The following is a 23,809-nucleotide window of genomic DNA, read 5'->3' as shown; positions in this document are numbered from 1 at the left end:
GATTTATGAAGGTTGATTTTAATAAAAATAATTTATTAAAATATATTTTTAAATAAAAAATATAAATAATAATAAAAAACTAATCAAATATTATTTTACATCATTAAAATTGATTCAATAAACTCTCTGGTAAAAATTCTATAAAAGTAAATCAGAATACGATTTTAGAAGAAAATCTTTCCTGAAAAGCATAAAAAAGATAAAATAAAATCGAAAATTAAAATAAAGACTTCTAATTAATGATCTTTTTAAAGATGATTCATAAGGTCAAAGAAATAAAAAAATAGCTGAAATTTAATCTATAAAAGCCTATTTTAATCGTTATATATTATTAAAAATACAAATTCAATAGTTTTATTAAATAATAATAATAAATTACTATAAATAATTTTTCGATAATTATAATTTATTAATTATAAAAATAATTGTCATCAAATTAAAAAAGTCAAAAAACGGGTAGAAATTTTAATTGACTTTAATTTAAAATTCACTTTATAAACAATTCTATGTTAAAAACTGGAAAAACTACTTAAAATGATAGCTAAAACTAAAATAAAAGCTTGTATTAAACGATTTTTTAAAAGATGATTAATGAGTTAAAAGAAGTAAAAAATAAGCTTAAAATAAGTTTATGAAAGTCACTTTTAATCTAAAATATTTATAAAATTATATCTTTTAATAGAATTCATATATAATAAAAAAAAGCGCTTATAAAAGCGCTTTTTAATAGATTCTGATTATATTATTTCTTTACCATTTCAGAAAGAATTTCAATTTCTCTTTCAGAAGCATTTTTTGGAGGATTTGAATATAATTTCAAAATTTCGTCATCAAACTGATTTCTGAAACTTTCGTTTTCAATATCTCTTAAATTTAAAAGTGCTTTTGATCGAACGTAAGTTGATTCACTTTTTAAAGACATTGAATATAATTTCTTCACATCATCAGCTTCAAAATCATCAGATTTCCAGTTTGAATATTTTAAAATAAACTGAGAAAACAACAACGAAGCCTTATTATTGTTGATATTCTTCTTTAATGAATTTTGTAATAAAGAAAAGCTTGAAACATTTTTGATGTTCTCCCCTATTGCACTTTCAATCGCAATACGTTCCGGTTTTGTTTCTACTTTAAAATATTTGTTGATTTCTTTTAAAGAATTATTGATACTGTTTTCTTCTTTTTTACCTTTTTCTTCCCAGGCATCTTTCAATCCAACAGTTTTGTTAAACACTAATTTTGAAAGAGTTGAGTCTTTATCAACAGTAAAATAACCTAAACGTTGAAACTGAAATTTATCTTCATTTTGAGCAGTTGCTAAACTTGGTTCAACAAATCCTGTCACAATTTCTAATGAATTTGGATTAACAAAATCTAAGAAATTTTTCTCTTTATAACTATCTGGTGCTTCATCTATAAACAAACGATCATACAAACGAACTTCTGCCTGAACTGCATGAGGGATAGAAACCCAATGCAAAGTTCCGGACACTTTTCTTTGGCTTGCTTCGGTTCCGCTTCCACTCAAAGAATCAGTATCATAAGTTACATGAATTTCAGTAATATTGCCTTCAGCATCTTTTATAACACTTTCACCTTTAATGATATATGCATTTTTAAGGCGTACTTCTTTTCCTAAAGTCAAACGGAAATATTTTGCCGGAGCTTCTTCTAAAAAGTCTTCTCTTTCGATATATAATTCACGTGAAAAAGGTACTTTTCTGAATCCTGCATTTTCATCTTCCTGATTATTTTCGGCTTCAAGCCACTCTTCTTTTCCTTCTGGATAATTGGTAATAACCAATTTTACCGGATCTAAAACTGCCATTACACGAGGTGCAATTTTGTTCAAATCTTCACGAATACAAAATTCTAAAACTGATACATTGATTAAATTATCACGTTTTGCAATACCAATTGTGTTAGCAAAATTACGTAAAGATGCAGCTGTATAACCTCTTCTTCTTAACCCAGAAATAGTTGACATTCTTGGATCATCCCAACCGTTAACATGCTTTTCTTTAACTAGTTGCTGTAATTTTCTTTTACTAACAACAGTATGTGATAAATTACGTCTGGCAAATTCTCTTTGCTTTGGACGTAGTTTATTTTCATCTAAAATCTGATCTAAAAACCAATCGTATAATTCGCGGTGAGGCAAAAATTCAAGTGTACAAAATGAATGTGAAATACCCTCTAAATAATCACTTTGTCCGTGTGCCCAATCGTACATTGGATAAATTTTCCATGCATCTCCCGTTCTATGATGATGCTTGTGTAAAATCCTGTACATGATAGGATCACGCATCAACATATTAGTTGATTTCATGTCAATTTTAGCACGAAGAATATGAGTTCCGGCTTCAAATTCACCATTTTTCATTCTTTCAAATAAATCCAGATTCTCTGCAACAGAACGATTTCTATACGGACTATCAGTTCCTGTAGTTGATGGTGTTCCTTTTTGAATCGCCATATCTTCAGAAGACTGACTGTCTACATATGCTTTATCTTTTTTAATTAATAAAACAGCCCAATCGTACAATTGTTGAAAATAATCAGAAGCATATCGTTCTTCAGACCAGTTATATCCCAGCCATTCAACGTCTTTTTTAATTGCATCAACAAATTCCTGTTCTTCTTTTTCAGGGTTCGTATCATCAAAACGTAAATTTACAGGAGATTGATAATCAATCCCTAATCCAAAATTTAATGCAATAGAACTTGCATGTCCAATATGTAAATATCCGTTTGGTTCTGGTGGAAAACGAAAATGAAGTTTAGTTTTAGAAAGACCTGATTTTAAATCTTCTTCTATGATTTGTTCAATAAAATTGAGTGATTTCTCTTCTGATGCCATTATTTTATAGTAATTTTAGCAAAGATAAAAAAAAGGTTTCAGGTTTCAGGTTTAAAGTTATTTAAGTGGCACAAAACCTGAAACTTTAAGTCCTAAATAATAAGAAAATGGGAGTTATAAAATTAAAAAACATCCGTACTTTTTCGTACCACGGATGTATGATTGAAGAAGGAAAAATTGGATCTGATTATACAGTTGATCTAAAAGTTAAAACTAATTTGCAGAAATCAGCTCAGACAGATCACTTACTGGACACGGTTGATTATGTTCATTTGAACAAAATTGTTACCGAAGAAATGGCAATTCGTTCGCATTTATTAGAACATGTTGCCAAAAGAATCAATATTCGTGTGCTTGAAGAAATAAAAACAGTAGAAAAAACAACGGTTTGGGTTTCTAAAATAAATCCTCCTATTGGTGGTGATGTTGAAACAGTTACCATAAAAATGACGGAGATTAGAGGGTAATTATTAAAGTTAAAAAAACTAAATTTTTAAAATAGTTACTTTTAAACTTTTGAAATTTAAAGATTTTAGTTACTTTTGCCATCCGTTCAAGCAATGGCGTCGTGGCCGAGCGGCTAGGCTGGGCTCTGCAAAAGCTCCTACTCCGGTTCGAATCCGGACGATGCCTCAAAAACCTTCAAGGAAACTTGGAGGTTTTTTTATGAATAATTTTTAGAAAAAATTAGATAAAGATTTACGTTCGAATCCGGACGATGACTCAAAACCTTCAAGGAAACTTGGAGGTTTTTTTATGAATAATTTTTAGAAAAAATTAGATAAAGATTTACGTTCGAACCCGGACGATGACTCAAAACCTTCAAGGAAACTTGGAGGTTTTTTTATGAGTAATTTTTAGAAAAAATTAAATAAAGATTTACGTTCGAATCCGGACGATACCTCAAAACCTTCAAGGAAACTTGGAGTTTTTTTTTATGAGCAATTTTTAGAAAAAATTAGATAAAGATTTACGTTCGAATCCGGACGATACCTCAAAAACCTTCAAATTGCTTTGGAGGTTTTTTTTAATGGTTAATTTTTATATTTAAATGAAGAATTAAACACAATCTTGTCATTTCGACGAAGGAGAAATCTTCGCAAGTAACTCCGCAACAATTGTCCAATCTTTGTCGAGCATATCGCGGAGATTTCTCCTTCGTCGAAATGACAAACTATACGTAAATAACTTTGCAAAAATTTCAAAATCAACAATTATAAACACAAAAAAACCTCTGAAATTCAGAGGTTTAATTTTATAATTTTGAGTTATTAACAGACTACTTATCCATTTTTTCGAAAGCATTTTTAACCATTTCTTTTTCTTTTGGAAACCATCCCTGAGTTATTAACACTACTCCAAAAATCATTAAAACGATACTAATTCCTTTTTTGATTTTTAAGATGTTAGTAGGTGTCATTTTTGATTTTAATTGTTTGGCTAATAATATTTTAAGACAGTCTACTACTAAATAAGTTATAATTACTGACGTAAAAAAAGTAAACATTCTGGAGTTCTGCATTTCTAATTTTGGTCCTACAGAAATAATAACTGCCAGCCAGAAACCTAATACACCAATGTTGATAACGTTGAGTAAAAAGCCTTTTATAAACAAACTACCATAGTTTCTTTTGATAATGTCACGATCAATTTCTTCGTCGTTAATTTTCTCTTCTTTTTTTAATTTCACAAAAGAAATAATACCGTAAGCCAGCATAATAATTCCGCCAAAAATAAAAAGTGCAGGTTTATCTTTTAAGCTCTGAATTAATCTGTAACTTCCTAAATAAGCAATTGCTATAAAAAAAATATCACCTAATACTACACCAAAATCAAAGACTATTGCAGCTCTGAATCCTTTTGTAATACTGGTTTCTAATAGTATAAAAAATACCGGACCTACCATAAAACTTAAAAAAAGTCCCCATGGCAGTCCAGCCAAAATATCATTTATCATTCAAATAGCATTTCTTATTTTACTTCTTCAATTTTACCTCCAAAAACGGTTTTCTGATTAATTTGTTTTGGTTTACCATAAATGTAAATAGAGCCTCCTGCGCTCACTTTTGCATCTACAAGGGTAGAAGCATTCACATCTGCTTTTCCGCCCGCAGAAACGCTTACTTTAGTTTGAGAGGTGCTTAATTTACTTGCCAGAAGATATCCGCCGGCTCCTAAGCTTGCATCCTGGTTTGAAGCTTTACCGGTTAAAGTAATTTCTCCTCCTGAAACTGAACTTACGTTAAGCTTATCAACATCTAAAGCAACATTAATTTTACCACCTTCCTGAGCACTTACTTTAAAAACTGTAGCTTTTATGGCTTCTTTGCTTTTTACTTCTGCACCTTCATTAACATCTATAAGTTCTAAATGTTTGTAATATACAGTAATATCTAAATCGTTTCCGGATAATAATTTAGGAAAAGGCATTCTTAATTTTAATAAACCTTTCTTGTTAACAACTTCAACTTCTGATTCGCGTGCTCCTTTAATCACAACCTTATTCTCTGAAGACTGTACTAGTTTTACACTTAACTTATCAAATACTTTAACTGAATCAAAATCACCTACATCTTTGGTAACCTGACCAAAAGACATTTGAACAAATAAAATTGCAGCTCCTATCAATAACTTTTTCATACTTTTATTTTTTAAATTAAACTTCTATTCTGCTCGTCGTAAAAAATGAAAATCCAGTTGTTTCTTCACTAAATCGGCATTTTTTACTTTAACATAAATTTCGTCTCCTAATTGCAAGATACTGTTTGAAGTGGCTCCAACTAAAGCATATTGCTTTTCATCGAAGGTATAATAATCATCTTTTATCTCTCTGATTCTTACCATTCCTTCACATTTATTAGAAACAATTTCAACATAAATTCCCCATTCGGTAACACCGGAAATAACACCAAGGAATTCTTCATCCTGATGATCCTGCATGTATTTAACCTGCATGTATTTGATACTGTCTCGTTCAGCATTTGTCGCTAAACTTTCCATATTAGAACAATGTAAACATTTTGTTTCATAAACTTCTTCATCTACAGAAGCTCCTCCATCGAGATAATACTGCAGCAATCTGTGTACCATAACATCCGGATAACGACGAATTGGCGATGTAAAATGACTGTAATAATCAAAAGCTAAACCATAATGTCCAATATTTTCTGTCGAATATTTGGCCTTACTCATACTTCTAATCGCGAGAGTATCAATTAAGTTTTGCTCTTTTTTACCGTTTACTTCTTCCATCAAAGCATTCAGTGATTTCGAAATATCTCCTTTGTTTCTAAAATCTATTTTATAACCAAATTTAGCAATTACGGTTTGCATTGCAATTAATTTGTCTTCATTTGGTTCATCGTGAATCCTGTAAACGAATGTTTTCTTTTGTTTTCCTATGTATTCAGCCACTTTTCTATTGGCTAAAAGCATAAATTCTTCAATCAGATGATTCGCATCTTTTGATACTTTGAAATACACTCCTTCAGGTTCACCTTCTGCATCCAGATTAAACTTTACCTCTACTTTATCAAAAGAAATAGCGCCATTTTGCATTCTTTTCTTTCTTAAAATCTTTGCTAATTCATCCAGTTTCAAAGTTGCATCAACAATTTCATCTGATACGACATAAGAATCTCCTGTAATTGAGATATCAACAGGAATTGTATTGTCTTTTGTTTCAATGATATATTGTGCTTCTTCATAAGCAAAACGCTGATCTGAGTATATTACTGTTCTACCAAACCATTGGTTAATAACTTGTGCATTGGGAGAAACTTCAAATATTGCAGAGAAAGTATATTTCTCTTCATTTGGACGTAATGAACAGGCAAAATTAGATAAAACTTCGGGAAGCATTGGCACTACTCTATCTACCAAATAAACCGAAGTTGCTCTTTGATATGCTTCATCATCCAGGATTGTTCCTTCTTCAAGATAATAGGAAACATCGGCAATATGGATTCCGATTTCGAAGTTTCCATTCTCTAACTTTTTGAAAGACAAGGCATCATCAAAATCTTTTGCATCTTTTGGATCTATCGTAAACGTAAGTGTATCACGCATATCACGACGTTTTGCAATCTCAGATTCCTGAATCGAGGTATCTAGTTTTTGTGCAAAGACCTCTACTTCTACCGGAAAATCAGATGGTAAACCATATTCTGCCAGAATAGCATGAATTTCTGTATTATGTTCTCCGGGTTTTCCTAAAACACGAATCACAGATCCAAACGGACTATCGGCTCTTTTTGGCCAGTCTTCAATGGTAACCAGTACAACATCACCGTTTTCTGCTTCACCAATTTTATCCTTTGGAATAAAAATATCGGTATACATTTTAGGGTTTGCAGTTGCTACAAAAGCAAAGTTTGCCTGAATATCAATTACTCCAACAAACTCTGTTTTATTTCTTTCTACAACTTCAATTACTTCACCTTCAGGTCTTTTTCCTTTTCTTCTGTTATAAACGTAAACTTTTACTTTGTCTTTATCTAACGCACGATTCAAATTATTGGTTGGAATAAAAACATCTTCTGAAAATTCAGGACAAATAAAATAAGCCGTTTTTCGACTGGTCATATCTATTGTTCCTTCATAATAATCCTGACTAATGGCTTTAATTAAATATTTACCAGGTTCAGATTCTATAATCTTTTTTGAAGCAGCCAGAATTTTTAAATCTTTTATAATCTGATTTCTGCTTTTTGTATCATCAAGTTCAAGCTTTGCTCCTATCTGTTTATAATTGAATGCTTTATTAGGGCTTTGTGATAAAATTTTTAGTATTTTTCCAGAGAAATCTTTCTCATTTTTTATCGGCTTTCTAATTTTCTTACTCATATATCTTTTCTTATAAGGCTTAAAATTACAAATAAGATATTAGATAACACTTTTTAAAAATTAGAATTATTAAAAATATAACTTTTCGTACATTTACAAAAAGACCTCATATGGAAAGCTTTAAAACCATTGCAGTATTCAATTATCAGCATGAAACGGTTGTTCTCAAACACTTACTGGAACAAGAAGAAATTCCATATTTTTTTGAAAACGAAATAACACTTTCTGTGGTTCCTTTTTATTCTGCAGCACTTGGCGGAATCAAACTCAAAGTTCATCCAAACGATTTCGAACAAGTTCAGGAAATTCTGGACAATCTAAATAATCCACTTAAAATCGTTTAAACTCTTCTATTTTTTTCAATTTCAATTTTTTTTTTCTTTTTAAACTTTCAAAGTTGTCAACATATATTAAATACAACAAAAAGAAAAATTTAAATTAAATTAATTTTTGTTTGTTATTATAGCTTGTTAATATGTGCTATAAATTTATTTTTAAAAGTATTGAAATGAAGTTTCTCTTAGTTATTGGGAGTTATTAACATAGTTATTTTTAGCTAAAAGATTAATTTATAAGACTTTTTGTATTTTAATTAACAACGGTTGACAACCAAAAATGAATTCATTTTGTAGATAAGTTCATATGTTGATATTTGTTGAAAATGGCATTTTTGATATTGATAACTTTTCCAAAAATTCCTGAAACTTTATTAGGTTATTTCATTCCGATTTTGGATTAGGCTTTTTTTCGATACAACCAAAAAAAACTTCTAATTTTCTTTTCGAACTTATTAACAAATAATGTTAACTTAAAGTTAACTGAATATCAACGAATTAGGTTTTGGTATTAACACTCTAAAATTTTAACAAAATTAATGCGTATTATATATTGATTATCAGTTTCTTATAGAGATATTAAAATTGTTAATAACTGTTAATGTTTTGACAGTAAGTTAGTTGTGAAAAATGAATTTTTGCTGTCGATTTCGCGAATTTACACGAATTATATTTGAGTTGTTTTGAAAACTGGTTTTAATAGTTAATAAGTAAAAAATTAGTGAAATTATTGTTTAACGAACTATTTAATGTCTCAGCGATTCAATTCATTTTTTACAGAATGAATAGAGTTGATCAACTTTGTTTATAACATTTCCTAAATCTTTGTTTTTCAGATTTTCCTCTATTTGGGTTGTTGTTTTTGAAGTTCCTTTTACAGCTAAATACTTTAAAAACCAGTATGTAAACTCGTTTATAGGATCTATTTCTTCAATTTTAAATTCTGAAATTTTTTTATTCAATTTATTAAATTCGAAGTTATATGCTAAATCATATAACTTATACAGATCTAATTTTTGTTTCTGTTTGATAAAATCTTTATCTTTTTTATCCAATGTTATTTTATAATCATTAAGATATTCTCTGGACGTGTTTAATATTTTCTTTTTTACATTTTTATCTACTAATAAAGAATAATCATAATATTTTTGAGTTATTTTTATAGTAGTACTAAAGTTTTTAGTTTTATAATAATTCAATAAATCTGTCGATAAAAACTCAGTAGATAAATTGAATTTTTCTATTTCAGATTTTAAATTTTGTACATTTTGATATCCTAAAAAATTATGAATAACTTTACCATTAGCATCTATAATTAAGATATTTGGAACTCCGTTTACCCCATATTTGTTGGCTAGCTCTCTATTTATATCGATATCAATTTTCAATTTTACAAATCCCTGTAATGTTTCTTCAAGTTGATCATCATTCCATATATTTTTATCCATTTCTAAGCAAGGAGCACACCAGGTTGCCCAAAAATCAATAATAATAAATTTGTTAGTAGTTAATGCCATTTTTTGAGCATCTTCGTATGAGGTAAGCCAATTAGCATGACTAATTTGAAAAGTAAATAGAATTAGTATAATAGTATATTTTTTCATTGTAGTTTTTAGGTTTCGTTAATAGTTTAATTCATGTTTGAAAAATTTTTATACTGAGATTAATCTTATATTTATGTAATGTTTTTCCAGTTGTTATTAAGTAGGTTAAGACAAGACAGGTATAAAAATTAATATCTTCTTTTTCAGAAATCTAATCATCTGGAGTTTGAAAATAATCTATTATTTTGACCTCTTTTAGTTTTATAGTAAAACAATTGATGTCTTTATTATCAATTATGTAAATTTTCTTTTTATTTAGAAAAAGTTGTTGAGCACCCTGAAAACTAAAGAGATTAATTAAATGATCATAATCTATTAAAATATCCTTTTTCTTTTTTAAAAATGATTTTTTTTCTGTTTTTTCTTCAGGAGTTTTAGGGGTATGATAGAACAAAACAGGAGTGAATCTAGAATTTTTAAAAACAAAATGATACTCTGCCCATTTTTTATTGTTTGTTGGTATATATATTTGTTTGTTTTTGGTTTGTTTAAATAATACATATATAGTATCGGTTTCTATAATTTTATTTAGATTTTGCGAATAAATTTTTAAACCTAAAAAAAAATGAAAAAATATAAATAGAGTCATTTTATTTAATGTAACCATATATCACATAGTTTTAAATATTGATTGTAATTATTCATTTTTACTTTGTCTACTATTGTTTCTGGTTCTCCATTAGGAAAAAATGTTCCTATTTCATTTTGGAAAAAAGAACAGTTTTGTAAACCATTTAAAACAATATTATTCAAACAGTCATTCCAGTCAAAACTTATACGTGTAGTTACGTCTGGATAATTTGGATATATGGAATTGTCTGATATATTTGAATCATCTGTTTCTGAAACAAAAAAAGCCTTTATATCTGCAAGAATAGTTCTCATAGTGGGTAACATATGATTATATATAAAATTATGTTGATCCTGATTTCCGTTAAAACCATTATATTGACTATTTATAAGCTCAGAAAGATCTTTATTGTTTATATTTGGTATACTCACACCTGCTCCCGAGTTTTTAAGTTTAATATCTAAGTATGCATGTATACATTCGTGCATGATGGTCTTGGCAATTAATAATTTACTTTGGCTTTTGGTCATACCAGGAAGAATTATTTGTTTATTTATTTGTATAAGAACATCGTTGGTTCCTGCTATTAGTTCTGTATTTCCGTTTACTTCTCCATTTACTGAGTTATTACCTGAATAAACATGGTCAAGAATTTCAAATTTTACATTAAATCTATCACTATTCTCAAACAAATCAACAAATAATTTTTGAAATGAAGGAGATTGAGTCAAAGCATTATAAATACTATTAAATTTTCTTCCTTCAGGAGTATCATTATTAATACTGGTACGATCTACATTTACAGGAGATCTTAACGATGCCCAAACATCAGTAAGAGAACCTTCAAAAGATCCTGATGGTCGATTTGCAATTGCTGCATCAAAAACATTGTTTACCAAATTTATCGTTTCTATATCATATACACCCATATAGTTTTTATGACTATCGAGATATTCATCGATTACAGTTTTGATATCTTGATTTTCAAACCTTGTTAAAAGATCTACCTTGTTTCTATCAAAGACATTGATATAATAAAAATAAGGATCTGTCATTGGCATTGTTAAAATTGGTGTATAAGGTATTACTTTGGTGCAATTACCTCTTTCCATTGCTACACAAATATATTCTGGTATCCAATTGGGGTTCTGACTATCTGGCGGAAAAAATTTTGTATTATTATTTGAGTTATCGGCAGGTTCTGTACAACCAGTACACCCTCCTGGTGGAGGACCTATTGGTACTGGTGGTACCGGGGTTGGTATGTTAGTACAACTAACTGTTACTACCCAGCCTGCGCGCTGACTACCTGTACCCTTACAAGGTTGACCAGGTAAATGATTCTCTCCTGCAGTACATCTTGTAGGAGTATAAGTTTCTACACAAATTGTATATGGTTCATCTATATTATCATCTGGAGCTATTTCATTTGTCGTTTTTCTTGTTTTAGAATCAGAAGCTTTTTCTTCAATATTTACTTTTCGTTTATAGTATAGATATTCTATTTTTTTACTTCCGGTATAATCAATATCATCATTTATGTTTACAAGATGTTTTTTTATAGCTTCTTTATAATTTTCATCTGGATAATAGGTAATTAAATATACTGCATCTCTTAATATATCTTTTTCAATAACAAGGTTTTGAAAAATATCAGAATTTTTAGAGTTATTAATAATTGCCATTGTGTATGAACTATAATCATTTAAAACATATTTTTTTACCTGATTGGATAAATCTAAATTGTATGATTCAGTATTTAAATTTTTAGAAGTACTTCTATTCTTTTTAATATTTTTAGTTGCTTTTTGTAAAATAGAATTTAAATAAGAGTCATTTTTAATTTCATCAAGAGTTGTATTTTCTTGTTTTATATTGGACAATAATTTTGAAGCTTCACTTAGTTCAATATTGTCTCCTAAAGGTTCATTATTACAATTGTAGAAAAGGAGAGAAGTAATAAGAAATAAAAATAGATTGATAAATTTACTTTTTTTCATGGCGTATAATTTTGGTTATAAAATGGTTAATTTCGCCAAAGTAATATAAAACTTACATATAAACAAATCTTTATTTTTTGTATTACCAGAAAAATAAACAAATCAATAAGTAAAGTATATTTCATATTCTTTGGTTAAATTTGCAATACACAACTTAATAGTATTAAAAATGAAAATTTCGATAGGAAACGACCACGCAGGACCAGATTACAAAAAAGCAATTGTGGCGATGCTTGAAGCAAAAGGATATGAAGTAACAAATTACGGAACAGATACAGATGCTTCTGTTGATTATCCTGATTTTGGACATCCGGTTGCAAATGATGTATCTGAAGGAAAAGCTGATTTTGGAATTGTAATCTGCGGTAGCGGAAACGGAATTGCCATGACTGTTAATAAACACCCTAAAGTAAGAGCTGGTTTATGCTGGACTAAAGAAATTGCCTATTTAACCCGTTTACATAACGATGCTAATATTGTGAGTATTCCGGCGCGATTTACTTCAATTCCGCAAGCAGTTGAAATTGTTGAAACCTTTTTAACAACTGCTTTTGAAGGTGGAAGACATCAAAACAGAGTAAACAAAATTGCTTGCTCATAATAAGTCAAAAAAATCGGGTGCTTCGCACCAATGTAAATAAACACACCGGGCGGATTTTTAAAATTCATCCGGTTTTTTATTTAAAAATCTAAAAATCAATTAATTGTGTTGTTTAAAAAAACTCTTTTTAAGGTTATTAACATTGTTAATATCTATATTTTACCCACTAATTTGAGATAAACTAAAACAATCTGAAGAAATAAAATAAATGAGAATTTTACAATAAAAGAAGATTTACTCGTTTTATGTCTAAAGAATAACATGGCTATCAATAATCCAATTGTTCCGCCAACAGCCTCAAGGAAAAATAAGGTATTTTCCGGAATTCTTTGTTTGTTTTTTCGGGCTTGATATTTATCATATCCGGCAAGAATAAAAACAATGATATTTACAAATAAAAAATACAGTAATAAAACTTCCATAGGCTTAAAATTAAAAACAAAGATATTATTTTAGCCGGGTGATTATTAATCTGCCAAGATTTAAAAGGCAGATTATCTCATTTTGTAATCAAGAAATTATTTCATTAAAAGTATGACTAATATTCAATTCATTGCCAAGTCTGTACAAACAGCAGCGATTAACATTCAAAATACAGTAAAATTATTAGAAGAAGATTGTACGATTCCGTTCATTTCCCGTTATCGAAAAGATACAACCGGAAATCTTGATGAAACTGTAATTGAGCAGATTGCAAAATTGCAAAAAGAGTATGAAACGATTGTAAAGCGTAAAGAATCAGTTCTAAAATCAATCGAAGAACAAAAAGCGCTTACACCTGAATTGAAACAAAAAATAGAACAAAGTTTTGATCTACAGGAAATAGAAGATTTTTACCTTCCGTACAAAAAGAAGAAAAAAACAAAAGCAGATGTTGCGCGTGAGTTTGGTTTAGAACCTTTGGCTAAAATCATCATGTCAGAAAATGATGTTGATGTTGATTTTATTTCAACTCAATATATTAATGAAAATGTTATCAACGAAGAAGCTGCGATGCAAGGTGCAAGAGATATTGTGGCGGAGTGGATTAACGAAAATATTTATGTTCGTAAACAGTTGCGAAGACTGTTTCAGCGAAAAGCAACTATTGCCACTAAAGTGGTTAAAAAGAAAAGTGAGGAAGAAGGAGCACAAAAATTCAGTCAGTATTTTGATTGGGAAGAACCTTTGACAAAAGCACCTTCGCACAGATTGTTAGCAATGCTTCGTGCAGAAAATGAAGGTTTTGTAAAGATGAAAGTAGATGTTGATCTTGATGAGGCTTATGACGTAATTGATGAAATTATCATTAAAAAGCAAAATGGTACTACGGCACATTTACAATTAGCAATCGAAGACAGTTATAAGCGATTATTGAATCCGGCAATTGGAAATGAAACGTTACAAGAAGCAAAAGCAAAAGCTGATGCCAATTCGATTCAGGTTTTTGCTAACAATTTAGGCCAGCTTTTATTAGCTCCGCCTTTGGGTGAAAAACGAATTCTGGCAATCGACCCTGGATTTAGAAGCGGTTGTAAAGTAGTTTGTCTGGATGAAAAAGGTGATTTATTATACAATGAAACGATTTATCCACACGCACCTCAAAATGAGGAAACAATGGCAATCAAGAAAATTCGTTCGATGGTTAATGCCTATCAGATTGATGCGATTTCTATTGGAAACGGAACGGCTTCTCGAGAAACTGAATTTTTCATCAAAAAAATCGCGTTTGATAAACCGGTGCAGGTTTTTATTGTTTCTGAGGCAGGAGCTTCGGTTTATTCAGCATCTAAGATTGCAAGAGAAGAATTTCCTAATTATGATGTAACGGTTCGTGGTTCGGTTTCTATCGGCAGACGACTTTCAGATCCGTTGGCCGAATTGGTAAAAATCGATCCAAAAGCAATTGGAGTAGGGCAATATCAACATGATGTGGATCAAACGAAACTAAAAGAAGAATTAGATAATACGGTAATTCGCTGCGTGAACTCGGTTGGAATTAACATTAACACCGCAAGTAAACATTTGCTAAGTTATGTGAGTGGAATAGGAGAGAAGCTGGCGGAGAACATTGTACAATATCGTTCTGAAAATGGTCCTTTTGAAGACAGGAAACAATTGAAAAAAGTGCCACGTTTGGGTGATAAAGCCTATCAGCAAGGTGCGGCGTTTATCAGAATTTCGAATGCTAAAAATCCGCTGGATAATTCGGCTGTGCATCCCGAGGCTTATCCGGTTGTAGAGAAGATGGCAAAAGATTTAAAACTTTCGGTAAACGACCTGATTGCAAACAAAGAGAAAACAGCCCTTATTAAGGCCGAAAACTATATTACACCTGAAATAGGCTTACTCACACTAAAAGACATCATAAAAGAGCTTGAAAAGCCCGGATTAGACCCAAGAAAGTCTGCAAAGGTTTTTGAATTTGATGCCAATGTAAAATCAATTAAAGATTTAAGAACCGGAATGATTCTTCCTGGAATTGTGAATAACATTACCAACTTTGGTTGTTTTGTTGATATTGGAATCAAAGAAAGCGGGTTGGTTCACATTTCGCAGTTGAAAGCTGGTTTTGTAAGCGACGTGAACGAGGTGGTTAAACTACATCAGCATGTTGATGTAAAAGTGACTGAGGTTGATGAGGATAGAAAAAGAATTCAGCTGACAATGGTATTGTAGAAAATTCCAAACTGGAAAGTAGAAATAAAAAAACTCCCAAATTACAAGTGTAGTTTGGGAGTTTTTAGTTTTACGAATTTGAAAACTATATTTTTATGAATTTTTGAGAAGTTTCTCCGTTTTCGGCTTTTATTTTAATTAAATATAAACCTGATTTAAAAGAACTTACATCTATTGACGTATTTACATTCTCTTTTTCGTAAATTAATTTTCCTAACAAATCATAGATTTTCAAGGAGTAATTAGATTCATTTAATGAATTGATGTTTAATGTATTTTTTACCGGATTTGGCCAGAGTGAAAATGATTTGTTTTGTTTGATAAAATCTTCGTTTGATAAAGCAATCTCAGTTCCTTTTAGTTGAATTAAAGAAGCAGAATTACTATTTCCTCTGTAAGCAGTAAAATCTCCGCCTATTATTATTTTACCATCGGATTGCAGATTTATAGAATTAACAGAAGTAGAAGAAGAACTATCAAATTCTGATGCTCTAGTGTCTATGCTCCCATCAGTATTTAAACGAATTAAGTGTACAGATTGGTATCCTTGGTAGCTATAAAAACTACCGCCAACTATTATTTTTCCGTCTTTTGGCAAGGCTATAGATAAAACAGAATTGCCAAATCCTGATCCAATGTTAAAGGAGTTGTCTTTGCTTCCATCAGCATTTAAACGAATTATATAATTTTGATTTGCCCCTTGAAAGTAACTAAATTTACCACCCACAATTATTTTACCATCAGCTTGTACAACGATAGAATGAACATCGCCTATTGTATAAAGACTACCAAACCCAGTTCCAATATTAAAAGAACTGTCCTTGCTTCCATCAGAATTTAATCGAACTAAATAGTTTTGGCTAACTCCTTGGTAGTTTTTAAATTTACCACCAACAATCAGTTTACCATCACTTTGCAGAGCTACAGATAAAACAGGAGCATCAAATCCAGTTCCAATATTAAAGGAGGTATCTACAGTTCCATTAGTATTTAAACGAATTAGATATTTAGAAACAACCCCTTGATATTGAGTTATATCACTTCCTACAATTATTTTTCCATCAGGTTGAACTACAATTGAGTTAACACTGTCTGAGTCATCATAACTACGGACGAAACCACTTCCTGTGCTAAAAGAGGTATCTTTGCTTCCATCGGCATTTAATCGAATCAAGTTTTTTTGATTAATACCTTGATAAGCATTAAAGTAACCGCCCACCATTATTTTTCCATCTGTTTGAATAGCTATAGATTTAATGATACCTTGAGTACCATTATAAGAATAATAAAAACCGGAGCCAGTATTGAAAGATGTATCAATTGAATTGTCTGTGTTAAAGCGTATAAGATTACTTTGAAGAGTTTGTTGATAATTAGTAAATTTACCACCAACTATTGTTTTACCATCGGTTTGTTGCGCAATTGCATAAACAGCATTGTTAAATCCATCTCCTGTTCCAAAAGTAGTATCTCTGCTTCCATCACTATTTATAGATAAAATATTATTTACTGTAATACCTTGGTAATCTTTAAAATATCCTCCTGTGAATATTTTTCCATTTTGCTGCACAACAATAAAATTAATACGATCTGTTTGTCCGATTCCATAACCAGTTCCTATATCAAAAGAAACATCTTTGGTTCCGTTAGAATTTAGACGAATCAAATGATTTTGAGAAATTCCTTTATAGTAAAGAAATGCACCCCCAACAATTATTTTACCATCAGGTTGTAAACCTAAAGCGGTTACAGACGGAGCAAATCCAAACCCTGTTAATATATCAAAAGTTTTGTCTCTTGAACCATCAGGATTTAATCGTACTATTCCATTTTGAGTGTCATTAACATATCTCGTAAAATAACCACCTGCTACAATTTTACCATCAGGTTGTAATACAACACTATTTACTGTAGCATCAAATCCTGAAGATACGTTAAAAGAAGCATCTTTACTTCCATCTGTATTCAAACGAATTAGACGGTTTTGTGATAATCCCTGAAATTGAGTAAATTCTCCACCGACGATTATTTTTCCATCATTTTGTAAAACTATAGTTTTTACAGTAGAATTAAAACCAGTTCCAATATCAAATGAAGTATCTTTAGTTCCATCAGCATTAAGACGTATCAAATATTTAGTAGCGATTCCCTGATAACCTAAAAAACCTCCTCCAACTAAAATCTTACCATCGTTTTGTTTTACCATGGTAAGTATGGTAGAACTGCCATTTGGATTATCCATAAAACCAGTTCCGTAATTAAATGTAGCATCTTTGCTTCCGTCTGAATTTAAACGAATTATATAATTTTGAGGTGATCCTTGAAATTTTGTAAAAACACCTCCAAGAATCATTTTTCCATCATCTTGCAGAATAATAGAAGATATATAATTAGAGTACATTGAGTTACTAAAACCAGAACCAATATTAAAACTTGTATCTTTTGTACCGTCAGGATTCAAACGAATTAAATTATTTGAAGAATTGTCTCCTCTATAGGAGCTAAAGGCACCTCCTACCAATATTTTTCCATCTGGTTGTGTAGCTGTACAAAAAACATTACCATTTGAGAATCCCGGATATGATCCATATTCATGTTCAACATCAATTGAATTTTGGGCATCAATTGTTAAAAATTGTAAAAAGAAAAGTAAAAAAAGTAGAGTTTTTTTCATAGAATAATTTTTTAATCAAATATATAATAATTTTCTTCCAAGATGCTTTTAAAAAAATAGAATAAAAAAACTCCCAAATTATAGATTTTAATTTAGGAGTTTCTATGTTTAAGATTATTTCAAAATCACTTTTTTGGTAATACTTTTAAAATCATCATTAGATATTTTTATAAAATAAATTCCGGATGATTGATTGACCAGATTTATTTCGGTGGTTTCAGAAGTTGTTTTCTGTTGATAAATAATACTTCCCGAAAGAGAAATTACTGAAATAGTTGATTGCTGAGGTGCGTTAACTGTGATTCGATCAGCACTCGGATTTGGGAAAAGCGTAACAGTAGATTTTTCAATATCAAAAGTATCATGGGAGAGATTGGCATTTAATGGTAAATAGAAATTACCTGTTAACAGAAAAGAATACAATGTTTTTAGGGTATGATTAAAGTAACTATTGGGTTCATTAAGATTTTTTAAATCGGTATAAGAAGCATCCAGATGTGTTTGATTTTCTCCCGCCATTGCTGCACAGGCAAATGCACCAACAAAAGTAGCATTGTGCCATTGTCCGGTTAAAGTTCCGTTTTGGTTATAGCCATCTTTAATATTTGAAGATCCGCCAAGATTGACACGAACAAAATCAGATGATTTTTTGGCATAAGTTTTAGCATCGGCAGTTCCAAACCATAAATAATCAACAGCAATTCGCCAAGGCGTTCTTGCAGCGTCATATGAATAACTTTTTCCTGCGTTATTATAACCTCCGGCCTGAGACGAATATGCCCCAGAAGCTTCGCACCAGTCAGAAACCAATCCGCCTACGGCATTATTTTGTGTTAGATTGTTGTTGATAACAGTATAAGCTTTTGCAGCAACCTGATTCCAAAAAGCAGCATCATTTGTAAAAGTTCCAAATGCCCTGTAATAAGCAGGGGAGAAATAAGACGGATTTGTGATTTGGCTTCCGCCGAATTGATCTCCGGGTTTTAAAACATAGGTATTGGCTTCGACTTCATAGTTTTTTATGGCAGAAATTAAAGCAGTGGCATCATTTTTATAATTGATAGTCCCGGTGCTTGTCCATTGATAATCGGCAACTATAAGTGCAAAAGCAGCATCAAGTTCAGCATCAGTGGCTCCGTTTTGACCAATAGCTCCGGAACAACCGTTTATTTTCCAGTTCATTACTTTATTGCCATTTACATTGTCTTTGTAATATAACCAAAGACCATCAAAGAGAGACTTATCTGCCATGTATGCAGAAAGAAGCATTCCGTAGCCAATTCCTTCAGAAACAGTTTCCCATGAAGAATCGAATTTTACCCGATATCGTCCATTAGAACAGGCTTCTACAAAATTGGTTTTCCAGGTATCATAATTGTTTTTAGCATCCTGACTGTTTTTGACAGTTGGCATCAAGCCATTATTGAATACAACATTGGCGGGAAATGGCTGCTTTTGTGCGTTACTTTTGAGACACAAAAAAGCAACAGTAATCAGAAGTAGGTTTTTCATAATTATTGTTATTTGATTTAGGGACTCTAAAAGTAAGATTTTTTAGATATAAAAAAAATCCAAATTACAATTGTAATTTGGATTTTGAAATGTTGGTTTTAAAGATAATTAGTTTTTAAAACTTTATTTTTTTATGAAAAATTTCTGGGCTTTTACTTTACTGTCGCTTATGCTTTTGATAATATAAATCCCATCAGAAACATTTTCCAAATGTATAGTATTCACCACATTTTCATCAAGATTTACTGATTTTATCTTTTTCCCTGATTGGTCAATAATGATATAGTTTCCTTCATAAGAAGTAACAATATTTACTGTTCCTTTGCTTGGGTTAGGATAAATTTTAAATTCGTTTTGGTTAAATTGTTCTACCGCAAGACTGCTAACAGTAATACAATTAGAAGTTACAGTACAGTTACCAACAGTAATTTCTACCTTATAATCGCCCACTGTCAAAGGAGTATACGATTGGTTTGTTTCGTTGGTAAGTAAAGTATTAGGACATTTATACCATTGGTAAGTAGCACCTAAATGATTTGAAGTTAATAAACCTGAATTTAAGCTTACAGTATTATCAATTGCTGATGAATTGTTTATGGTAAGATTTAAAGTTTTGGTATTACAACCTACAGTATGAGTATAAGTTCCTGAAGTAGTGTAAGTGTTTCCATCTTCAGCCCATGTATAAGTATCACAAACTGATACCGTTTGAGCAGATGAAGTTGATGGAGTTATAGTTAAATTTAAAGTTTTGGTATCACAACCTACTGTATGAGTATAAGTTCCTGAAGTAGTGTAAGTGTTTCCATCTTCAGCCCATGTATAAGTATCACAAACTGATACCGTTTGAGCAGATGAAGTTGGTGGAGTTATGGTTAAATTTAAAGTTTTCGTATCACAACCTACCGTATGAGTATAAGTTCCCGATGTAGTGTAAGTGTTTCCATCTTCAGCCCAGGTATAAGTACCACAAGCTGTAACAGTTTGAGTGGATGAAGTTGATGGAGTACCTGTAACTGTTTTTACTAATACCCTGTCACTTGCACAATATGCTGTTTCACAAGCTACACAATACGTAGTATTGTTTACTGTAGGTGTTGCAGTTACAGATGATCCGGTTGCAAAACTAGTACCTCCGGTTAACGAAGTATACCATGTAGCAGTTGTTGCTAAAGGACAGGTGGCATTTAAAGTCACTGTTGTACTTCCTAGACAAGTAATATTTTGTGTATCAGTAGTAACCGTAGCATTTGCAGGTTTTATTGAGGTTGTGGTAATATTAGAATTAACGGTTGCAAAATTAGAACCACTTACAGATGCCTGATTGGTTACTGAACAAGTATTTGCTGGTAGTGTGTTTGCAGCATTAATGGTTGCACTAAAGGTTATTACAGTACTTTTTCCTGCCGGTAAAGTAAATGGCCCTGCAGAAATTGTTTCTCCAGATGCGTTTTTAGCAGTACTATTTTGAGTAGCAGGTTTATTCGTAAGATTATTAGTGTTTTGAGCTTCAGTTATTAATGGAGTTTCTTCAATATTTACAGGTGGTGCCATTTTTGAAGCCAATGAGTTGTCCGGAATTAAAACGATTCCTGGCACTATTGTGCCTCCACCTTGCTCGTCTATAGCTGTCCTTGGTCCTGCACCGTTATTAGCATTCCAATAGGTAGTAAGTGCTGCGGTTCTATCACCGGATCCACTTGAATATGGAGTAGTTGGACCTTGTAAAATAACCTGACTGTTTGCACCTTGAGATAAAACATCAAAAGTTGCAGCTCCCAGACCTGTTACAGGACTATTGGTTGTATTGTTACCAACATTAGCAGCACTGATTAAAGTACTTGATGGAGAAAAAGCAACAGAAATTACGGCAAGATGTGCATAACCATTTGTTACTAAATTAATTGTATTGTTTTGAATAGTAGCATCCATTCGGGCGTTACCATTCGTAATATTATTATCATTAGATTCAGAAACAATACCATAGGTACTAACATTAGTAATCGTATTGTTTTTTATCTCTGTAATATGTTTTGTTTTTTCGTAAGCTGCTACAGATATTCCATTACAGGAAGAACCAATTCCTGCTCCGTCAATGATATTAGAATTTATTCTTCCTTTCATTGTTCCCGTTCCCTGATTTCCAATATTACATGTAAAACCCGCAGAGAAACTTGATTTAATAATATTGTTTATTACATTGTAATTTACCGTTGCTGCTGAAACAGCCTGCAATGAAAGTCCATTACTACCAGGACTTATAGTAGCAGCATTTATAGTATTTCCTTCTGTTATAATGTTTCCTCCAACTTGTATTGTATTGATTGATGTACCGCCAAAATTTAGTTGTAATCCATACTCTTTAGCATTAGAAAAATCATTTCCTTTTAAAGTTAGAGTAGTAGATGAACTTCCGTAACCCTGAAAAATAAAATTGCTGCCACCGTTTGCTTTATTAAATGAATTTTTAAATTGACAACCGGTTACCGTCATATTTAATGTTGGATTTTGAGATAATATACCATTGTAGGCATAAAAACCACGTCCCCATGAATCATTAATATTCGTATTGGTTATAGAACTTGTACCACCCAAATTTAAGGCGTATATACCACCAACATCAGAACCAGTAGTATTGCTTCCACAATTTGTCAAAGTACTATTGCTTAATGCAAAATTGGTTACATTATTAATATTAATACCTACAGCATTGTTAGTACCAGTAATTGAAATATTATCTAATGTTACACCTGTAACCGCTTTTAGGTGTATGGAACCATTACATGAAGAATTATCAACTGCCGGAGAAGAACAAATAGCTGATGAGGTAGTTGAATTGGTAAAATTCATATTTTTTAGGGAAATATTGCTACAGGATATAAACTCGGCACCTCTGTTAGTTATATTTTGAATTGTACCTCCAGATCCTGCTGTTGTACCTGTTCCGGTTACCTGAAAACTACCAGTCGAATTATTGACAGATATTCCTTTAGGAGCTCCGTTTGCAGAAATACTTTTAAAAATACAATCCAATGCACCTCCGGAACTAATATTTACCGCAACAGCACTTCCGCCATTAATTGAAGCATCTCTTACCTTTAAAGTTCCAACATTTGAGCCTGCAATAGTGGCATTTGTACCGGAAAGCGTTATACCTTCAATATCATTATTACTGTTAATATTTAAAACCGAAAAAGTTGGATTTGTACCACCTGTCGATGGCAAAGCATTACTGTATGTAGGGACTACAATATTTAATATAGATATTAAGCTGGCTGTAGCTCCCTGACCAACCAATTTTTGATTTGCTGATAAAGTCAAGGTAGTACCGCTGCTACCTGTTCCGGTATAAATAAAAATTGGATTTGAACCTGTTCCGGTAGCATTATCAAGAGTCTTAAAAGGTGAAGCCAAAGTACCGTTTCCGTTTGTGGCTACTGAACTATTTACAAAAAATATTGGCGCTGATATTATTATATTTACAGTTCCCGTACCTGTTTTTCCGCTGCCACTTGTTAGGGTATAAGTAAAACTGTCTGTGCCGGAATAACCTGCAGTTGGATTGTATGTAAAAGAGCCATTTGCAGATAAAGATACTGTTCCGTGTGTTGGATTTGCTAATACAACTGCGGATAATGGTGTTCCGTCAGGACTAGCATCATTAGATAAAATACCCTGAGCGGCATTTAAAGTAATTCCAACATTTCCGATACAATTATAAGTATCATTCGCAGCAATAGGAGTTGCTTTAAGAGAACCGGGTACTAAGGTTAAATTAGAGTCTAAAATATCCTGAAAAGTAGTTCCTGTCGCATCATCAATTCCTGTATTAGTCAGAGTGAGAGTAAAGTCAAGCTGAGATCCTGGTAAAGCATTTCCTCCACCGTTTACAGCAACTGCATTTGTAAGACTAATAGTTGCTGCTACTACAGTTTTATCAATTGATTTTTCTTTAGCCGGAAATGTGTTGCTTTTATTTTTAGTTATTTTATCAGTAGATATTGTATTGACAGATTTTTTTTCTGATTCTGCCAGCTTTTTCACTAATGGAGCAACAAAATTTTCCTTAATAAGACTACTATATGACATTCCGAATGATAAGAATCCTAGTAGTATTATAACAATTAAGAGTTTATTTTTTTTCATTTT

At 31.3% G+C, this 23,809-nt stretch carries 15 protein-coding genes and 1 tRNA gene; 5 read left to right on the top strand and 11 right to left on the bottom strand.

The window, feature by feature from the left end; genetic code table 11:
• Positions 1–742: 742 nt before the first annotated feature.
• Complete coding sequence (locus tag A4F88_RS06475; protein ID WP_068841762.1) at positions 743–2,860, bottom strand: glutamine--tRNA ligase/YqeY domain fusion protein; 2,118 nt, start codon at positions 2,858–2,860, stop codon at positions 743–745.
• A gap of 107 nt (positions 2,861–2,967) precedes the next feature.
• On the opposite strand from A4F88_RS06475, the gene folB reads away from it, so the two are divergent.
• Positions 2,968–3,327 carry a dihydroneopterin aldolase gene (gene folB / locus A4F88_RS06470; protein WP_068841760.1) on the top strand — a complete coding sequence of 120 codons (360 nt, stop codon included), beginning with the start codon at positions 2,968–2,970 and terminating at the stop codon, positions 3,325–3,327.
• 95 nt (positions 3,328–3,422) lie between these two features.
• Positions 3,423–3,493: transfer RNA gene (locus tag A4F88_RS25380), tRNA-Cys, on the top strand.
• 646 nt (positions 3,494–4,139) lie between these two features.
• Here A4F88_RS25380 and A4F88_RS06460 read toward each other — a convergent pair.
• The 3 genes from A4F88_RS06460 to rnr are packed head-to-tail and all read right to left on the bottom strand — an operon-like array spanning position 4,140 to position 7,705.
• The gene (locus tag A4F88_RS06460; protein WP_068841756.1) at positions 4,140–4,817 is read right to left on the bottom strand and encodes a LysE family translocator; all 678 of its coding nucleotides are present in this window, start codon (positions 4,815–4,817) and stop codon (positions 4,140–4,142) included.
• A 14-nt stretch (positions 4,818–4,831) separates the two neighbouring features.
• Positions 4,832–5,500 (bottom strand): head GIN domain-containing protein, encoded by a 669-nt coding sequence (locus A4F88_RS06455; RefSeq protein ID WP_068841754.1) that lies wholly within the window; start codon positions 5,498–5,500, stop codon positions 4,832–4,834.
• A 24-nt stretch (positions 5,501–5,524) separates the two neighbouring features.
• The gene (gene rnr, locus A4F88_RS06450) at positions 5,525–7,705 is read right to left on the bottom strand and encodes a ribonuclease R (protein ID WP_068841752.1); all 2,181 of its coding nucleotides are present in this window, start codon (positions 7,703–7,705) and stop codon (positions 5,525–5,527) included.
• Positions 7,706–7,815: 110 nt separating this feature from the next.
• Between rnr and A4F88_RS06445 the strand changes: the two genes are divergently transcribed.
• A complete protein-coding gene (locus tag A4F88_RS06445; protein WP_068841750.1) occupies positions 7,816–8,049 on the top strand; it encodes a putative signal transducing protein in 234 nt (77 codons plus the stop codon).
• A 758-nt stretch (positions 8,050–8,807) separates the two neighbouring features.
• Here A4F88_RS06445 and A4F88_RS06440 read toward each other — a convergent pair.
• From A4F88_RS06440 to A4F88_RS06430, 3 genes are all read right to left on the bottom strand, one after another.
• A complete protein-coding gene (locus A4F88_RS06440; protein ID WP_068841748.1) occupies positions 8,808–9,644 on the bottom strand; it encodes a thioredoxin family protein in 837 nt (278 codons plus the stop codon).
• Positions 9,645–9,795: 151 nt separating this feature from the next.
• Positions 9,796–10,251: a hypothetical protein gene (locus A4F88_RS06435; protein ID WP_068841746.1), complete on the bottom strand. Its 456-nt coding sequence runs from the start codon at positions 10,249–10,251 to the stop codon at positions 9,796–9,798.
• A complete protein-coding gene (locus A4F88_RS06430; protein WP_068841744.1) occupies positions 10,239–12,215 on the bottom strand; it encodes a hypothetical protein in 1,977 nt (658 codons plus the stop codon). The genes A4F88_RS06435 and A4F88_RS06430 overlap by 13 nt, the downstream gene beginning before the upstream one ends.
• Before the next feature lie 169 nt (positions 12,216–12,384).
• On the opposite strand from A4F88_RS06430, the gene rpiB reads away from it, so the two are divergent.
• Positions 12,385–12,816 carry a ribose 5-phosphate isomerase B gene (rpiB, locus tag A4F88_RS06425; protein WP_068841742.1) on the top strand — a complete coding sequence of 144 codons (432 nt, stop codon included), beginning with the start codon at positions 12,385–12,387 and terminating at the stop codon, positions 12,814–12,816.
• A gap of 152 nt (positions 12,817–12,968) precedes the next feature.
• Here rpiB and A4F88_RS06420 read toward each other — a convergent pair whose 3' ends face one another.
• On the bottom strand, positions 12,969–13,238 hold the full coding sequence (locus A4F88_RS06420; RefSeq protein WP_068841740.1) for a DUF1294 domain-containing protein: 270 nt from the start codon (positions 13,236–13,238) through the stop codon (positions 12,969–12,971).
• Between the two features lie 112 nt (positions 13,239–13,350).
• Between A4F88_RS06420 and A4F88_RS06415 the strand changes: the two genes are divergently transcribed.
• On the top strand, positions 13,351–15,474 hold the full coding sequence (locus A4F88_RS06415; protein WP_068841738.1) for a Tex family protein: 2,124 nt from the start codon (positions 13,351–13,353) through the stop codon (positions 15,472–15,474).
• Between the two features lie 85 nt (positions 15,475–15,559).
• On the opposite strand, the gene A4F88_RS06410 is transcribed toward A4F88_RS06415, so the two are convergent.
• The 3 genes from A4F88_RS06410 to A4F88_RS06400 all read right to left on the bottom strand — a co-directional run bounded on the left by A4F88_RS06410 (position 15,560) and on the right by A4F88_RS06400 (position 23,806).
• The gene (locus A4F88_RS06410; protein WP_068841736.1) at positions 15,560–18,148 is read right to left on the bottom strand and encodes a T9SS type A sorting domain-containing protein; all 2,589 of its coding nucleotides are present in this window, start codon (positions 18,146–18,148) and stop codon (positions 15,560–15,562) included.
• Positions 18,149–18,262: 114 nt separating this feature from the next.
• Entirely contained in the window at positions 18,263–19,660 is a 1,398-nt protein-coding gene (locus A4F88_RS06405) for a glycosyl hydrolase family 8 (protein ID WP_068841734.1), read from the bottom strand.
• A 123-nt stretch (positions 19,661–19,783) separates the two neighbouring features.
• Entirely contained in the window at positions 19,784–23,806 is a 4,023-nt protein-coding gene (locus A4F88_RS06400) for a beta strand repeat-containing protein (protein ID WP_068841732.1), read from the bottom strand.
• Between the last annotated feature and the right edge of the window lie 3 nt (positions 23,807–23,809).

This window comes from Flavobacterium chilense, from assembly GCF_001602525.1.
Lineage (GTDB): Bacteria > Bacteroidota > Bacteroidia > Flavobacteriales > Flavobacteriaceae > Flavobacterium > Flavobacterium chilense.
The sequence above is the reverse complement of the archived record's forward strand: the minus strand, read 5'-3'. Positions and strand labels throughout refer to the sequence as shown.

Excerpts from the sequence above, each read along its gene's own strand:
- A4F88_RS06410 (WP_068841736.1), bottom strand. The coding sequence starts at position 18,148 with ATGAAAAAAACTCTACTTTTTTTACTTTTCTTTTTACAATTTTTAACA.
- A4F88_RS06405 (WP_068841734.1), bottom strand. The coding sequence starts at position 19,660 with ATGAAAAACCTACTTCTGATTACTGTTGCTTTTTTGTGTCTCAAAAGT.
- A4F88_RS06455 (WP_068841754.1), bottom strand. The coding sequence starts at position 5,500 with ATGAAAAAGTTATTGATAGGAGCTGCAATTTTATTTGTTCAAATGTCT.
- A4F88_RS06415 (WP_068841738.1), top strand. The coding sequence starts at position 13,351 with ATGACTAATATTCAATTCATTGCCAAGTCTGTACAAACAGCAGCGATT.
- rpiB (WP_068841742.1), top strand. The coding sequence starts at position 12,385 with ATGAAAATTTCGATAGGAAACGACCACGCAGGACCAGATTACAAAAAA.
- A4F88_RS06430 (WP_068841744.1), bottom strand. The coding sequence starts at position 12,215 with ATGAAAAAAAGTAAATTTATCAATCTATTTTTATTTCTTATTACTTCT.
- A4F88_RS06440 (WP_068841748.1), bottom strand. The coding sequence starts at position 9,644 with ATGAAAAAATATACTATTATACTAATTCTATTTACTTTTCAAATTAGT.
- A4F88_RS06445 (WP_068841750.1), top strand. The coding sequence starts at position 7,816 with ATGGAAAGCTTTAAAACCATTGCAGTATTCAATTATCAGCATGAAACG.
- A4F88_RS06475 (WP_068841762.1), bottom strand. The coding sequence starts at position 2,860 with ATGGCATCAGAAGAGAAATCACTCAATTTTATTGAACAAATCATAGAA.
- rnr (WP_068841752.1), bottom strand. The coding sequence starts at position 7,705 with ATGAGTAAGAAAATTAGAAAGCCGATAAAAAATGAGAAAGATTTCTCT.
- folB (WP_068841760.1), top strand. The coding sequence starts at position 2,968 with ATGGGAGTTATAAAATTAAAAAACATCCGTACTTTTTCGTACCACGGA.
- A4F88_RS06420 (WP_068841740.1), bottom strand. The coding sequence starts at position 13,238 with ATGGAAGTTTTATTACTGTATTTTTTATTTGTAAATATCATTGTTTTT.
- A4F88_RS06400 (WP_068841732.1), bottom strand. The coding sequence starts at position 23,806 with ATGAAAAAAAATAAACTCTTAATTGTTATAATACTACTAGGATTCTTA.
- A4F88_RS06435 (WP_068841746.1), bottom strand. The coding sequence starts at position 10,251 with ATGGTTACATTAAATAAAATGACTCTATTTATATTTTTTCATTTTTTT.
- A4F88_RS06460 (WP_068841756.1), bottom strand. The coding sequence starts at position 4,817 with ATGATAAATGATATTTTGGCTGGACTGCCATGGGGACTTTTTTTAAGT.